This window comes from Nocardiopsis alkaliphila YIM 80379 (genome assembly GCF_000341005.1).
Lineage (GTDB): Bacteria > Actinomycetota > Actinomycetes > Streptosporangiales > Streptosporangiaceae > Nocardiopsis > Nocardiopsis alkaliphila.
In genome coordinates this window covers 45540-60369 of sequence record NZ_ANBD01000111.1, presented here as the reverse complement: position 1 = coordinate 60369, position 14830 = coordinate 45540, and the positions used below count along the sequence as shown (strand labels likewise).

The following is a 14830-nucleotide window of genomic DNA, read 5'->3' as shown; positions in this document are numbered from 1 at the left end:
GGCTCCGCCAGTGGCTTCGCCTCTTCCGGGTGGCGCTCAAGGTATCGGGTCACCACGGCCTTGATGTCGGCGTCACTGATCCCCATGGCCCGCCCCCACATCGACCGGACAGCCGTGCTTCCCACGACCCGATGTCCACAAGGTAACGGTGCTCCTCAGCCCCCGCGTGCCGTATCGGTCAGGTTCACCGGTGCCTATGGGCCGAGCAGGTTCGCCTGTGCGAACTCGGCGAGCCGGGTCGGAAGCAGCCTGATCTCGGACAGGGCCCGGCGCGTGGCGGGAAGGTGGACCACCTCGTAGGCTCCCCGGCCGGGTTCGGTGAACTCGGGGCCCGTCCGAGCGGCCGGATCCATGGAGAGCAGTCGAGCGGTGAAGACGTGCTGAAGGCCGATACCGCCGGGAAGGTCGTCGGTGATCAGGAGGACCTGACGGACCTGGTCGATTCGTCCACCCAGCTCTTCGTGGACCTCACGGCGCAAAGTCGCCTCGATGTCGGCGTCCTCCGGCTCCACTCCCCCACCCACGGCGACCCAGTAGGGCTCTTGGCCGGGCCTGGTGCGCTTCATCAACACCAGACGCCCCTCTTCATCGAACAGCAGGGCCCGTGCCTTCCGCTTGACGACTTCGACCATGTCCACTCACTTCCCCTCCTCTGGGGGCCACACACGAGCACGCTCCGGTTCAGGGTCTTCGCCTGACGTCGAAGGGCGTGTGCGCAGAGCCGGGTGGGGTAGGCGCGATCACGTCGGCGACCTGCGACCTCCCGTCGGCCGGTGGGTGTCGGTCGGCCCCCGCCGTGGATGGCAGGACGTTGAGGGAGGCGTGCAGGTGCCGAGTGCTCTCCGGTTCAGCGGAGAGCCTTTCGCTTTCGGTGGATCGACGCACTGCCTGCTGTTCCGGCCGAAAACCAGGCTCAGCTTCGACTTCCACGGCCAACAGCCTGGGCTGAACTCCACGAACATCCCGATCAACTCCATGATCGCCAAGGTGGTTCGGTGACGAAGACCCCGCGGGTGAGACGCCCGGGAAGCAAGGACCTGGCATAGGTCTTCGACGACCGGCTCCGGGGCCCAAGAACCGCTAGGGCGGATCGAGGAGGGGAAACGCCATGTGTACGAGCATCCTGGCCGGCAGGAACGCCACCGAAGGCGGCCAGGTGTTGCCGACCAGGAACGAGGGCTTCACCCGCGCGAACTCGAACAAGTACCTCACCTACCGGTCCCTGCCCCAGTACGGAGTGGACGGCATCCCGTCGGTGGCAAAGGGTGTGTGGACACTCGGCAACGGGCTGGCCGTGCCGGTACCGGAGACGAGGTAGGGCCACGGCGCGATGCCGGACGCGGCGGGGGCGGCTGAGGCCGGTTACGGGATCAATGACCACTTCTTCGAGGCGCGCGGAATCGACTCGCGTAACGTCACTGTCTCCGCCACCGACTCGATGGCGACGAACGGGCAGGAGCACGAGTCGGCGATCAGCACACGCCCCGGCTCGCTCTCCACACGGTCACGGCAGGAGCCGTCATAGCCCGGGGCCGGGCGGTCGCGATCGGCCCGAACCTGCTCGCGGGTACGGTCGCAGTAGTAGGCCGATCCTTCCTCCTGCCCACCAGCCCGATCACCTCGACCTCGCAACCGGTCTCCTCCCGCACCCGCCGAACAGCGGCCCCGGGCAGGCTCTCGGCCATCTCCATCACCCCGCCCGGCATCGCCTTTCCGCATGCCGAACTCGTACTGAGGATGGACCGCCACCGGCAGCAGAGCGGTAAGAAGCAGGTCCGCGAGAACGTCTACGCCGTGATCGACCTGGACGCTCACCAGAGCACACCTGCAGCACTCTCCGACCGATGGCCACGTTGCACAACCTGACCATCGGTGTCCTCAAGACCATGGGGCGGCGGACAACATCGTCAAGACCATCCGCAGGATTGGGGACCTCCCCGAACGAGCTCTGCCGTTCTTCGGAGTCGGACACGAACCCGGCCCTCGTGCTACGCCACGGCACCGGCTCGTGTGTGACACGGGCGACGGATCCTTCATATGGCCCCGGTGTCCTCTTCCGGCATTCCCGTCATCCGAGGAAGGTCGGCGCCCTCAGCCGTGCGCGGACGCGCCTTCGGGCTCGACCTGCGAATTCGTCGATTCGTTCCCACAAAACCGACCCTCCGGACGAAGGTGTCGAGGCACCGTGGGGCTGGGCGAGCCTCTCGATACGAATTTCCACCCCTCGCCTCGACTCACCTCACGAGTTCTGGTGACTATAGTGACGCTTACTTCCCGTAATGTCCGCATCGTTGATGCACTCATGCAAAGCCCCCTTTTTCGGGGTTGTGCTCTGCCCGACGAAAGGATTGTGGTATGTCAGGCGAGTCCGGCGGAAATCCGATCGAGGGTTTTGAGGGCGCCGAGTTGGCTGCGGCCCTGGCCGAGTCCATGGCGGGGTTGGCCGACATGTTCGACCTGATCATGGAGGACGCGGAGACCGTCGCCCGTAGGGATGAGGTCTCCTCGGCTCTGCGAGCGTACAAGGAAGAGTACGGTCCGGCCCTCATCGAGGTACAGGAACATGGTCTCCAGCTCGCCGAGAACATCCAGGCCGGCGCCTCCGAGATCGCTCGGAACGACCAGGAGACCGCCGAGCGCTATGAGACTCCCTAGGATCTCGGCACGGATCTGCAAGTCAACTTCTGACCTTCCGAGCCCCCGAACCTCTTCCCCCGACCACCCCCTGGCAGCAAAGCACCCGATGGCATACTTCGACCTCTCCTTCCTGGCCCGTTCCACGTCCGCGAATCCCGACACGATCAGAACCCGGGCAGAGGAGTTGGACACCCTCCAGTCCCGCCTCCTGGGCAGGGCGGACGACCTCGACGCCGACTTCAACCACACGGCCAACCAGTTCACCGACCTCATGGCCTAGAACATTCGGGATCTGTCCGCCGAGGAGCTCCAGCTGTGGCGGGACGCCGGAACGGCGATCGTCTACGCCTCCTCCATGATCGAGCTGTGGGCACAGTACGTGGAGGACTTCAAGGAAGAACGCTCGTCACAGATGTCCGAGTGGTGGGAGTTCCTGAGGACGAAGCGAGCCGAGATCCCAGACAAGTACCAGGGCCAGACCATCACCGCGACCTACCCGGAACGGGAAGGGCTCGGCTGGTTCGGCGACGAGAACAAGTGCCGTTCCATCTACGACGAGGTCGCGGCGAAGGTGGAGGATCTCAAGGAACGCGAACGCACGAACTACCAGAAGTTCGAGGACAACGCCGATGACATCGGCGAAAAGCTGCGGCAGGGACCCACGAAGGAGAACGTCCAGGCACTCATCGACGCCGGGATCAACTCCTGGGCCTTCTACAACCTCGACCCGAATCACTACACGATGCTGGTCGACCGCGGGGAGCTGACGGAGGAGAACGCCGAGGAGTGGGCCGAGGAGCTGGAGGGTTACTGGTCCGGGAACCAACCCATCGACTCCCGCTACCACGAACTCATGCTCATGATGAGCATGATCACCAGCAACGCGATGCAGGCCCAGCAGGGCGGCACGGGTTACGGCAACGAGGAAATGGATTTCCTCCGGGCGTTCTACGACGCACTTGAGGAGGACCCGAGCCTCGAGCACATGGGTGTGATCGGTATCCCCGCCAAGATGGACGGCGATCATCTGACCGACGAGGAACGTGAACACGCCCTCGGCGTCCTCGGGGACGGTCTACTGGCCTTGTCCGACGAGAGGTTGGGCGGTGGGTACGAGGACCTGCCCGCGTCCGTCAGGTCTATTGTCGACGGCCCGGACTTCAGCGGTGTCAGGAGCGGTGGCGGCTACTCCCATATCCATACGGACTGGATGGAGCGGGCGGGTTATCTTGACGACCTTCTCTCGAACTCCCACGAGGACTTCGAAGGAGGCGCCGAGTTCTCGACCCGCATGATGGACACCATCTCGACATCGCTCATACGAATCGATGCTCTAGGAAACAGCGACGGCTCCATGTCCGGACTCCTCGATGTCGCGACGCGCAACGAGGACGCCAACTACGCTGTTCTCACCGGGGAGTACCCCGAAGGGGTCGAAGGAGACCTTCCCTGGACCGAGGAGACCGCGGACAACGTCACGGACCGCATCATCGGCCAGCTCTACACCCACGAGTGGGGAGACGACGGGGAGGCGGCACGCGGTCTCACCGAGTGGATCGAAGAATTCCAGAACAGCGACGATCCGGACAAGGTCGATCAGGGGTCCGAGGCTTTCCTTGCACTCTTGGAGACCATCACCGACCCCGAAATGCATGAGAGACTCAATGAGACCGGACACAGTGTCGAGGACGAAGAAAAAGATGTCACGTGGGAAAACGTTTCTTTCACGCACTTGAACCCTGAGATCGCCGATTCCTTCGCGGATCTTTTCCTCAATAATATCGAAGTAATGGAAAACAGTGTTGGTTTCAACTTCGACGAAGATGCGGTCGGAGAGAACGATGACCCCAGCATCTACGACGTGGACGACGAGTACCTGGGCGATGGAAAACTCATCTTAGACCCGATGACACGACTGGTCTTCGCAGAGTACATCGTAGGAAGCGAAGACGCTGCAGCCCGCTTGGAGGCTGCTTCGTTCTTCAGAACGGAGGAGGCAGCCTCCACGTACTTTAATGAGTACCCGCCCGACGTCTCGGAGGCCAGAGATTCCGGAATCTTCGATGCACTGATCGACAAGGCCATTGAAAAAGAACATCAGAATCGCTTCGACGCCACGAACGGCGCCATTGACTACAAGAACCAGGTAACCAACAACGCCACTGACATGGTCGCAGCCGTATTCAATGAAATCCCCGTACCCGGCATTAGCACGGCCAGCGAGATCATGAAGCAAGGATTCAAGGAGGTGATGTCCATGGACCACATCGACGCGGCGAGGGACACCAGCTCCGACTTCTCCCCCATCGCTCTGGATAACCGCGCCACACTCCATGCCGCGATCGCGGTGGAGAACAGCGGCGAACACACATTCGGCGAGGATGTCGACTTCCTGCGTGACCCAGACACTGGTGAGATCAGTCTCGATCCCCACCACTGGATTTCGGAGGGGGGCGGAACGTCCTTCGATTCGGACGCGTACCAAGACGCCCTCGACAGCATTTACAGCGAACTCAGGGACATGAAGTGGCCTGGCGCCGAGAATGAACTGGGATCCAGTGTCATCAGCGACTTCAGTCGTTTCAGCTCGGCAGGCCGAGAAGCCCTGGATTCGAGGACCTAGCGAGACACCCCAAACGACTGACGCAACAGAAAAGCACGAGAAGATGAGCCTGAGAGGCCTGGCGACAGCCGCTGTTTGTACGACACTCATCGTGTCAGCCTGTTCCTCCCCCCAGGAGAGAGCTCGCACGATCCACGAGGTCGCTGACGACGAGGTACCGGTACCGGAGGCGGTCACCTCCATGAGCGAGATCGGCTGGGAATGGCGGCCTGATGAGGAAGAGACCGCCTTGGCCGTACACGCCCAGAGCCGGGGAGCCGTGATCGAACTGGAGGACGGACTGGTCGGTCTCCAGGGCGACACGGGAAACGAACTGTGGAGATACCGGCTTCCCGAGGCCACAGCACTCTCCACCTCCTTCTCCCCTTCCGGAGAGCACGCCCTGGTGGCGGCCTCGGACGAACCGGCCGTCCTGTTGGACACCTCGACCGGGGCGGTGGTGGCAGAGGACATCGACTGGGACGGTGAGGCCCACCTCCTGGACCACACACGCCTGCTCCACCATCGAGGTGAAGCGACGGAGGCTCTCTTCACGGTGAGTGACCTGGAATCCGGGAAGACCCTCTGGCGGCAGGAAACCCCGAAGACCTGTTCCGGAGGCGGTCCCTCCCGGCTGGTCTCCAGGCTGCTCCACAGTGAGGCGATCGTCCTACTGCTCCACTGTTCAGAGAACACGTCGCAGGAGGCGCTCCGTGCCCCAGAGTCCGACACCGTCAACGCCCTGGTCGCACTGAGCCCGAACGACGGGCGGGATTTGTGGCGGCAGGAGTCCGCGGACTCCGAGGGCAGGGGACTGGTAAGCGCGTTGATGCTCCAAGGCACCCTGGCAGCCGACCTTCCGGGAGAGGAAGGATGGCTGATCATCGACCCCGTCGACGGCACACTCATCGCCGAGTCGCCGAAACCGGTCCTTGCGGTCGGCGAGGACACCTACCTCGCGGGCCCCGACCCCTGGGCCGAGGACCCGACCCACGAACTCCGAACGTTCGACGGCGAGGTGGCCGCATCGGTCACGCTCTCCGAGGATCGGTGGGCCGGCGACACCCCCGAGACCGCTATCGGTCTGCCTGAGCAGTTGATCAGTGTCGACATGGAGCGTGGTTCACCCGAGGACGCGGTCAACGCCGTGGTGACCCCTTGGGACGGGGGCAGGGACGACGTCATCACCGCGACCACCACAGGTACGGCGAGCCGCATCGATCCCGGCAGGCTGCTTTCCGTCCCAGGGGCGGTGCTCGTCTACGTCCCCGTGGACCATGCGGCGGACATCGATTCAGTGGAGCACGTGGTGGCACTTCGTTGACTTCGTGTATTCAGAGGGCTTTGGAAGAATTGAAGGGAAAGCAAGAAAAGGGGCCCCTAGAATGCGAGGATTCGAGTTTTGAGACCGAATTCGCAGAAAGGGACAGAAGCATCTTTCTGGCGAAGGTCACTACACCTTGGGACCTCCCCTTGACAGCGCATAGCGATAGGAAGCGCATCATCGGCCATGCCGCAGCCCTGGCCCTTTATGCCTGCGCGAACAGGACCGAGCTCACCACCACCCTGACCTACGTGCTGCCCTCCAGCACCGCCGACGAGTGGCGCGACCGCGCCTCACGGAAGACTTGTGCCGGCCCTCGTAGGTCCTCCCGGCTCGGTTCGTCACTGCCTGCGAGATCAAGGCCCGCAGCCTGCTCGGGGCCGCCGTGGGTGCCTACGGCGACTCCGAGCAGGCCCTGATCCTGAAGGTGGCCAATGGGCTCGGAGCCGGGCAGACAACGGTCTTCGATCGCCGGTTCTGCGACTACGGCCTGTCCGAACGGGTCGGGTCGACGGCACCGAGGAGATCATGCGGGCCGGAGCCCGGTTCCCGCTCAAGCTCAGGGAACCCCTGCCCGACGAGTCATGGATCGAGCCTCTGAACAGCCCCGGCGAACGCGCCGGGCTCATGACCGGCGTTTTCTGCTTCTGGTTTCGAAAGGAGGGTTGGTCTTCCGTGAAGAAGACTCCGCTGGCGCTGGTCGCCGTCTCCGCTGCTGTTCTTGTGCTTGTCTCCGCGTGTACTTCTCCCCAAGGTTCATCGAGTGGAGGCGACTCCCCCATCTCCGGGGCTTCAGGTGAACGGGTGACAGAGCTCTGGGTGAAGGACGCCATTGCCGCCCATGTCATCCAGGAGATGTTCGCCAGAGACGAGAACGGATCCGTCATGGAGAACATCGAGGATTACTACGAGGAGCGCAGGGAGGTCGAGGAGGCCAACAGCCTCGAACCTTTCGATGGCTTGGGGGTGCTTCTGGAGTCCGGTGTCCTCGTGGAAACCGGTGAAGGCTATCGCGTGGTGGCTGACCTGGACGAGTGGGACACCGGAGGTTCCGGGCCGAGGGAGAGCGAGGTCCGCGAGGCGATGCTGCATGTCCTGGAAGCCAACACGGTGGACTGGTGCGGCGAGATGAAGGGGTACGAGTTCTCGGATCTCTACGTTGATTCCTACTGGGAAGCGTTCGACACCCGGGAGGAGTACGTCGCGAGCATCCAGGGATACGTCTCCTGCGGCTCAGGGGAATGAACCCTAAGAGCAGCGCACCGACGCATGGTAGGCGTAACGCGACACCGAGTCGTCCGGGTGTTCTGGTCGGGTGCGCCAACATGCCCGCATGGCCTCGCTCTGCAACCTCGGCCCCGCGCGAATGGCGAGCAGGTGGAGGAAGGCGACGAGAGCGCCCGAGCTCTGCGTCCGCCATTCAGTGATCAGACCACGAGCTTTGGTCAGGGGCACCCACTCATAGAGGTCCTCGTCAGACTCCGTCGGGTCCCTGAACAGTTCGATGTTCCGCCCACGGCCACCTGCAATGCCGCTAAGTTTGCGTGTTTTGGCTGGTCGCAGCGGTGCGACCAGAGCAGCCATCACGGGCCGGTACTACAGTTGCACTTCCGTTTTGTCATGGTTGGGAAGCTGCTCGTCTGCGCCAGTGACAGCCCATCGCCCGCACTTGGTGGGAGCGTCTGAACACCGACCAGGCCAACGCGTGCTCCCTCCCGTGCTCGACGGTGAACAGGGCATGCATCAGTCGGGCGATCTCGTTGCAGGTCAACGCCACCAAACCCGCCACAGGTGGATGCGCACACAGCTCCCGCAAGCGGCACACGGCCACGAACGCGTAGGCGACCATGACCAACAGGCTCCACCGGTGCCAGGACGTCCACGTGCGCACCTGGTGCTCGTCCAGCCCAGCCAGCCCTTTGCCTTGTTGGAAGGACTCCTCCACCCTCCAACGCCGACCGGCCACCGCGACCAGACGCGACAACGACACCGGGGCGGGAGCAAAGCAGTGGAAGAACGCCGGCTCACCGGTGGTGCGGTTGCGACGGATCAGTACCCACCGCACCCCGCGCTCATCAACGACATCGTCGATGAGCGCCCAGTCGTAGAACCGCTCGCCCTTGGACCCGGCCCCAGCGGAGCGCTTCTGCCACCCCTGGTGGGGGACCAACACGGCCAGTTCCTTGACCGCCAAGGGGCCGCGCGGGGTGGTCAGGCGATCGGTGGCAGACATCTCCATCACGTACCCCATCCCGCGCTGCTCCAGGTAGGCGCGCAGGTCAGGGTTGCGCCCGTACACCTCGTCACCGGCCACCCAGGCGTGGGGCACGTGTTCCAGAGCGGCGGCGATCATCTGGCCGGCCAACTCCGGCTTGGTCGCGAAGCCGGCGGTGTCGGGGACCCCGGCCTTGTGAAGCCGGGCGAGGTCATCGGTCCAGGACAGGGGCGGGTAGAGGCGGTGATCGACCAGGGCGTGCCCAGCGGGTGTGGTGTAGGCGAGGTAGACCGCGACCTGGCAGTTCTCGACCTGGCCTGTGGTTCCCGTGTATTGACGGGCGACCCCTACGGTGTTGATGCCCTGCTTGATGTGGCCGGTCTCGTCGACCACCAGGACGACGTCGTGGGTGCCGAGCTGTTCGATCACGTAGCCGCGTAGCGCGGCGGTCAGGGCGTTCTCATCCAGGCCGGCGCGGGCCAGTAGGTGCTGGGTCCGGTAGGGGGAAGGGTGCCCGGCGTGCTCGGCCAGGGTCCAGCAGTTCTTGCGGGTCAGCGGGGGCAGCAGGGCGCTGATCACCTGGCGGGCGGTGGCGCGGGTTTCGGGGCGGGCCGGGTGCGGGGCCAGGACGGTGTCGATCGTCTGGTTCAGCAGGTGCGGCCAGCGCTGGGCGGCTACGCTGGTGGCCGCGGCCGCCGCCTGGGCGTTCTTTGTCTTCACAACCATCGATGATCGGGCGGCGGCCGTTCGCGTGCGTGGGAAACAGCCAGATCAGCGACTCGAATCCCTCAGGGAAGTACGAGACGGTACGGAACACCCGGACCAGGGCAACTCGGAAGTGCAACTGTAGTACCTGGCTTGTGAAAGGGCTCTTGAAGGCTCTGGGGTGGTCTTCTATCCGCCCGTCGAAGTCTTCAGAAAACGAAGGTCCATTGGAGAATGCCGGCTCAGCGAACGACGATCGGTTGTCGGCTCCTCGTCCCTTGATCAGCTCTCGTTCGTCAGGCCCCGCACGGGCTCGGAATTCAAGACTCTGGCAGTGAAGTTCGCCAATTGCGCCCGCATCCCTTCACGCGTCATGCGCTCATGCCCGACCAGATGCTCGACGAGATCGGCTCGGGTGGCCGCGAGCAGGGCGTGGGCGGTGAAGCCGCTGTCGGTCAGGCCGGGGATCTGCCTCAGCATGGTCTCCAGCAGGCCGTGCCAACGCTCGTAGTGCTCCGTCTGGTAGGGGCTGCTGCTCCCGTTTTCCTCCAGGGCCAGCATGAGGCTGCGGTTGTCGATCTTGAAGCACAGGAGGGCGTCGAGCAGGGCAGGTACGCGCTGCCGTGGCGGAGTCGCGGGGCCCAAGGGCGAAGGTCCGGTTTCAACGGCCTTCCTGACCGGTTCCAAGCGCGCTTCGTAGAGCGCGCGCAGCAGTCCGTATCGGTCCCCGAAGGACCGGAAGAGCGTGCCCTTACCGACGCCGGCCGCCGCCGCGATGGAGGCCAAGGTGATGCTTTCCGGGTTTTCGCTGCGAGCGAAGAGGGCGTCGGCGGCGGCCAGGATGGCCCGCCGGTTACGGGCGGCGTCCTTGCGGGGTTTGCGCTCGGGCATGCTGCACCTCCGTTTGCAAAGCGGACCCAGGGTCCGTATCGTCAAAGCGGACCCAGGGTCCACATTCTACGAGTTGGAGGATACCCATGCCCGCATCGACTTCTCCNCGGCGGCCCTCTCCCGCCATAGCCTGCGGCTGTTACTGGACAAGGACATCCCGGCGTGGGTCGCCTTGTGGGACGAGGACGGCTCCATGGAGTTTCCCTTCGCCCCCGAGGGCCGGCCGAAGCATCTGGAGAACAGGGAGGCCATCGCCGCGTACATGCGCCACTACCCCGATCACATCGATCTACATGACTTCCCCGAGCTGCTGATCCACCAGACCACCGATCCTGAGACCATCGTGGTCGAAATGCGCGGCGTCGGCCGCCTGGTGGAGTCCGGCCGCCCCTTCGACATGACCTACATCGCCGTCGTAACGGTCCGGGACGGACACATCACCTCCTACCGCGACTACTGGAACCCACTCGCCGTCCTCGAACCCGGTACCGACTTCATCAGGAGCAACCGATGACGACCTCCGGCACCACCTTGGTCATCGGCGCCACCGGCACCACCGGCAGCCGCACCACGGCGCGGTTGTCGGCCCTGGGCCACCGCGCCAAAGCCGCCAGCCGTCGCGCCGTCGACGTCCCCGGCGCGGAGCCGGTCGCATTCGACTGGTACGAACCCGCCACCCACGCCACCGCCCTCGACGGAGCCGACCGTGTCTACCTGGTACCGCCCATAGGCGACGCCGACCCGGCTGCGGTCATGTTGCCGTTCCTCCGGCAAGCCCACACCGCCGGCGTGCACCGTGCGGTACTCCTCAGTTCCTCGGCCATCCCCGAGGGCGGCCCGGCGGTGGGAACAGTGCACCAGGCCCTGCCCGATCTGTTCGAACAGTGGGCGGTGCTGCGGCCCTCGTGGTTCATGCAGAACTTCACCGGCACGCACGCGCATGCCGTGAGCATCCGTGAAGAAGGCACCATTTGGACCGCGGCCGAAAGTGGCCGGGTCGGCTTCGTCGACGTTGAGGACATCGCGGCCGTCGCTGTCCACGCTCTGACCGATGAACATGCCCCCAACACCGATCTCGTCCTCACCGGGCCGGAGGCGCTCAGCTACGACGACATCGCCACCACCATCACCCAGGTCACCGGCCGACCCGTGGACCACCACCGCCTGTCCTACGAACAGATGCGCGACCGCCTCACGGCGCACGTGCCGCTGGAGTTCGCCTCGATACTGGCCGGCATGGACCGTGCCATCGCCGAGGGGGCGGAGGACCGCATCACCGACACCGTCCAGCACCTCACGGGTCGACCCGCGCGCAGCTTCCGCGTTCACCTCGAACAAGAGATGGAATGAAGCAGCTCGGCCCCGGCTTCATTGCGTGCTCGCCGCTCGATCGCGGTTTCGTCGCCGGCACCGCACGCAGGACTTCGGCCGAGCTCCGGCCCGGCGAGCTCCCCGCGAAGCCAGATCCACGCAGCGGTCTCCTCGCTCATGTACGTTCCTCGTTCGCTTCGGGTGTGCTGGTCAAAAGCTTCGCGCATCGTTGACGGACCGATCGTTCGAAGCTCACCCAAAACGGCCGGTGTAGCCTACGATCGACCATCCCCGAAACAGAATGCGTCCCCTTGATACGACGACTCACCCTGCTTCCTTTCACGTTCGCCCTGTTTGTCGCGCTCACCGCCTGTGGTGATGACCCCCGATATCTCCGGAGAGGGCACCGGAGAAGGATCCGGTGAACACCGGGAAGAGGTCAGCGGAGCAGAACGAACGGAGGAGGACACCGAACAGGCCCGCGCGGCCGCCGAGGACTTCCTCGAGGCACTACGCGACGGGGACGGGGAGACCGGGTGCGCGGTGATCGACGAGGACGCGCACTCCGCGGTGACCCTCAGCACCATGAACTCGGGCGAGGGCGGGATGGAGACCGAATGCCAACCGGCGTTCCCCATCTACGCCGAGCGGTTCAACGGTGCCGACGTCGCACAGATCCGTGAGGTCGAGATGGGCACCGACTCCGAAGGGAAGGTCCCGATCGCCACCGTCCACCTCGAGTATGCGCAAGAGGTCGCCGGCCAGACCGCCGACGATCTCCTGTTCTGGTTGATGGACGATGGCGAGTGGCGGATCCGCACGGTTCCCTTCGGTGGGCCCTGAGGTCGAGCCGTTCGGCTCACCTCCTGTCGAGCGTCCGCCCCAGGCCTTGGGCCGGGACGGCGGTGGGGTGGTCCACCTTCCCGGTGGACCACCTCACCGCCGTCGATGGCGACGCGTCATTCCCTCGGCCGGTGGTGTTGCTGACCGGCGCCGGATTCCAGCACAAGGTCCGGGTCGAGCACGCGGCGAGGGACGAACCCGGCGAACCGATCACGAGTTCTCGCCCACCCGAAACCGAGCGCTACCGGCTCGTTCCACCCAAGGGAGAGCACGGGTGTTCACAACGAGAAGGGGAGCGCCCGGCATCGCCCAGTCGCCGTTGTCGGCGCGACGGATCGGCGGCAACCGTCCCCGATCGACAAAGACCGCTACGTTCAAGCCGGATCATCGATGAGGCGAACCCGTTCCATGCGTTTTCCGGTGGCGAGTTCGGCGCGCATCATCTTCAACCAGGGCTTGAACCATTCGATGGCGACCTACCCAAGGCCGAAGTACTCACCAGAGGACTACGGCGGCACTGCTCCTTCGCCGAGTACGGCCCTTGGCGTACGACTCACTGGCTCCTCGGATTCGACCTGCCGGCGCCCTATCCCGCTCAGACCTGGCCGGTGTATTCGGCGAAGTTGAAGTAGATGTCCTCCAACAGGTGCGCGGGAAGCTGACCGACGTAGTCGCCGAGGTCGTCCTTGGCCATCGGCTGCACGGCCACTACGCGGACCCAGCACTTCTTCTGCACGTTGGCCACGCCCTGGCCGAGTTTGACGCAGTACCGGGTTTTACGGGTGGACTAGCTCGAACAGGGCGCCACCAGAACGATCGGCCAATCCTCGTTCTCATGTTCGGCCTCGCCGCTGATCACCACGACGGCACGTCGGGGATGCGGGTCTCGGTCGTAGTCAGGGGGCAGGGCGAGAAGGCGGTCGGGAACCCAGTAGATCCCGCCGCGTTTGATCGCGGGCTTCACTCCTCACCCAGCGCCTTCGTGTTCGCGCGGCGGCGGGCTTCGGCGAGTTCGGCCATTTCCGCGAGAAGGTCTTTCCCCCCGCCGGGGTCGGATTCCACGGGGCCTCTGTCGGCCGCTCGTGCCCGGTAGCGCTCTTTGAGTGCGGCGTAATGTTTACGCCGTCTGGCCCGGTTCAAGTCGAGGAGCACCCCGCGTTCGCCGTCGGTCTGCGCCTGCACCATGGGAGCGGTCTCGTAGGTCAAGTCTCTTAGTTGAGCGGCGGAGCGGCCACCGTGTTCGGCGACGACCTTGCCGAGCACCGCGAGGGATTCGGGCCCCAAGGACGCGTCGACATCTTCGATCAGGCGGAGTCGTACCTCCCCGCACGGACTCTGGGGGTCCTGTGTCCGTTCGATGATCCCGGAGGCGACCAAGGCGTCCTCGACCCGGTATTGAGCGGGGTCGAAGGGGCCGTAGTTCTCCCACCGCCAGGTCGCGCCGCTGAACGCGACACCCCCACCTTCTACCGCGGAAAGGTCTGCGAGGTAGAGCAGCTTGGCGATCTTGGTGCGGTTGAGGACACGCCCTTGGTCCCGCGCGACCCGGAACAGGGAGAGCACGGAGCGCAGCAGCGGGTCTTCGGGCTGGCTGAAGATCATGCCGTGCGTCACCTCCGCCTCACACGAGGAGATCGTCATGCCGAATCTCTTTCAAGCGTAGGGGGCGGCCTGTTGAATGCTGCGGGTGCCATGCGGAAGGCATTTCCATGATGGCAGCCGGCCCCTGAGTGTGGTGGGTTATTCGGCAGTTTCCTGAACCAAAGTGCTGTGGGGCAGAAGGAGGCGATCGGGCCCTCCGCTCAGACTCAAATGGAACACCACATGAGCGGCGGAGGACCTCACGGCGCAGCGTCGCCTCGATGTGGACGTCCTCCGGTTCCACTCCCCCCACCCACGGTGACCCAGTAGGGCTCTTGACCGGTTTTGGTGCGTTTGATCAACACCAGGCATCCATCTCCCTCGAACAGGAGAGCCCGCGCGCTCCGCCTGACGTTCTCGGTCATACGGGCTCCCCCATCTGGCAGCGGTAGCGTCCAGAGGCAAGAACCTCACTTGCGAAGTCCCCGAACGACTCCGAACCGCCCCTTTTGGGCCAAGGAACACGCGCCCCCGGGGGCTTCCGATCGATCCTGTCGGAGGCACCCGGGCCGATTCAGGCGGGCAGGGCAACGTCCTGTCTCTGTGGCGGCATCGCCTCATGACGGGGACCCGGGGCCATGAAATCCCCTTCGACGACGTGATGGAGGACGGGTCGCCCCAGGAGAACGCCGCACGCGAGGTCGATGAAGAGACGGAGCGG

At 64.6% G+C, this 14830-nt stretch carries 17 protein-coding genes and 1 pseudogene; 9 read left to right on the top strand and 9 right to left on the bottom strand.

Annotated features, from left to right (window positions below; translation table 11 throughout):
- Positions 1-194 precede the first annotated feature (194 nt).
- Entirely contained in the window at positions 195-632 is a 438-nt protein-coding gene (locus D472_RS25735) for an NUDIX hydrolase (RefSeq protein WP_051046011.1), read from the bottom strand.
- Positions 633-1108: 476 nt separating this feature from the next.
- On the opposite strand from D472_RS25735, the gene D472_RS0116195 reads away from it, so the two are divergent.
- Complete coding sequence (locus D472_RS0116195) at positions 1109-1318, top strand: hypothetical protein (RefSeq protein ID WP_017605524.1); 210 nt, start codon at positions 1109-1111, stop codon at positions 1316-1318.
- A gap of 44 nt (positions 1319-1362) precedes the next feature.
- On the opposite strand, the gene D472_RS29585 is transcribed toward D472_RS0116195, so the two are convergent.
- Positions 1363-1815 carry a hypothetical protein gene (locus tag D472_RS29585; RefSeq protein ID WP_449406501.1) on the bottom strand — a complete coding sequence of 151 codons (453 nt, stop codon included), beginning with the start codon at positions 1813-1815 and terminating at the stop codon, positions 1363-1365.
- Positions 1816-2355: 540 nt separating this feature from the next.
- Between D472_RS29585 and D472_RS0116180 the strand changes: the two genes are divergently transcribed.
- From D472_RS0116180 to D472_RS27175, 5 genes are all read left to right on the top strand, one after another.
- Complete coding sequence (locus D472_RS0116180; protein WP_017605521.1) at positions 2356-2655, top strand: hypothetical protein; 300 nt, start codon at positions 2356-2358, stop codon at positions 2653-2655.
- 88 nt (positions 2656-2743) lie between these two features.
- Positions 2744-2917 carry a hypothetical protein gene (locus D472_RS28460; RefSeq protein ID WP_017605520.1) on the top strand — a complete coding sequence of 58 codons (174 nt, stop codon included), beginning with the start codon at positions 2744-2746 and terminating at the stop codon, positions 2915-2917.
- Positions 2918-2992: 75 nt separating this feature from the next.
- Positions 2993-5260 (top strand): TPR repeat region-containing protein, encoded by a 2268-nt coding sequence (locus D472_RS0116170; protein WP_017605519.1) that lies wholly within the window; start codon positions 2993-2995, stop codon positions 5258-5260.
- A 91-nt stretch (positions 5261-5351) separates the two neighbouring features.
- Positions 5352-6563, top strand: coding sequence for an outer membrane protein assembly factor BamB family protein (locus D472_RS0116165; RefSeq protein WP_017605518.1), 1212 nt, complete (start codon positions 5352-5354; stop codon positions 6561-6563).
- Between the two features lie 528 nt (positions 6564-7091).
- Positions 7092-7808 (top strand): hypothetical protein, encoded by a 717-nt coding sequence (locus D472_RS27175; RefSeq protein ID WP_017605517.1) that lies wholly within the window; start codon positions 7092-7094, stop codon positions 7806-7808.
- Positions 7809-7811: 3 nt separating this feature from the next.
- On the opposite strand, the gene D472_RS28215 is transcribed toward D472_RS27175, so the two are convergent.
- The 3 genes from D472_RS28215 to D472_RS0116150 all read right to left on the bottom strand — a co-directional run bounded on the left by D472_RS28215 (position 7812) and on the right by D472_RS0116150 (position 10374).
- Positions 7812-8018 carry a hypothetical protein gene (locus D472_RS28215; protein ID WP_152447970.1) on the bottom strand — a complete coding sequence of 69 codons (207 nt, stop codon included), beginning with the start codon at positions 8016-8018 and terminating at the stop codon, positions 7812-7814.
- Positions 8019-8181: 163 nt separating this feature from the next.
- Positions 8182-9504, bottom strand: a complete 1323-nt coding sequence (locus D472_RS0116155) for an IS701 family transposase (RefSeq protein WP_033303996.1) — start codon at positions 9502-9504, stop codon at positions 8182-8184.
- Positions 9505-9765: 261 nt separating this feature from the next.
- Positions 9766-10374, bottom strand: coding sequence for a TetR/AcrR family transcriptional regulator (locus D472_RS0116150; RefSeq protein ID WP_017605515.1), 609 nt, complete (start codon positions 10372-10374; stop codon positions 9766-9768).
- Here D472_RS0116150 and D472_RS0116145 point away from each other — a divergent pair.
- From D472_RS0116145 to D472_RS26825, 3 genes are all read left to right on the top strand, one after another.
- A complete protein-coding gene (locus tag D472_RS0116145; RefSeq protein WP_449406500.1) occupies positions 10259-10888 on the top strand; it encodes a nuclear transport factor 2 family protein in 630 nt (209 codons plus the stop codon). The genes D472_RS0116150 and D472_RS0116145 overlap by 116 nt on opposite strands.
- Positions 10885-11724, top strand: coding sequence for an NmrA family NAD(P)-binding protein (locus D472_RS0116140; protein ID WP_017605513.1), 840 nt, complete (start codon positions 10885-10887; stop codon positions 11722-11724). The genes D472_RS0116145 and D472_RS0116140 overlap by 4 nt, the downstream gene beginning before the upstream one ends.
- A 339-nt stretch (positions 11725-12063) precedes the next feature.
- Positions 12064-12528: a hypothetical protein gene (locus D472_RS26825; protein ID WP_017605512.1), complete on the top strand. Its 465-nt coding sequence runs from the start codon at positions 12064-12066 to the stop codon at positions 12526-12528.
- Between the two features lie 380 nt (positions 12529-12908).
- Here the strand turns inward: D472_RS26825 and D472_RS29410 are convergent.
- The 4 genes and pseudogenes from D472_RS29410 to D472_RS0116120 all read right to left on the bottom strand — a co-directional run.
- A pseudogene (locus D472_RS29410) lies at positions 12909-12998 on the bottom strand (DUF6879 family protein); the annotation flags it as partial.
- Between the two features lie 125 nt (positions 12999-13123).
- Positions 13124-13273, bottom strand: coding sequence for a hypothetical protein (locus tag D472_RS28455; protein ID WP_161625113.1), 150 nt, complete (start codon positions 13271-13273; stop codon positions 13124-13126).
- A 42-nt stretch (positions 13274-13315) separates the two neighbouring features.
- Positions 13316-13492, bottom strand: coding sequence for a hypothetical protein (locus D472_RS28450; RefSeq protein ID WP_017605510.1), 177 nt, complete (start codon positions 13490-13492; stop codon positions 13316-13318).
- Positions 13489-14169, bottom strand: coding sequence for a type II toxin-antitoxin system antitoxin SocA domain-containing protein (locus D472_RS0116120; protein ID WP_017605509.1), 681 nt, complete (start codon positions 14167-14169; stop codon positions 13489-13491). Before D472_RS0116120 ends, D472_RS28450 begins: the two co-directional genes overlap by 4 nt.
- Between the last annotated feature and the right edge of the window lie 661 nt (positions 14170-14830).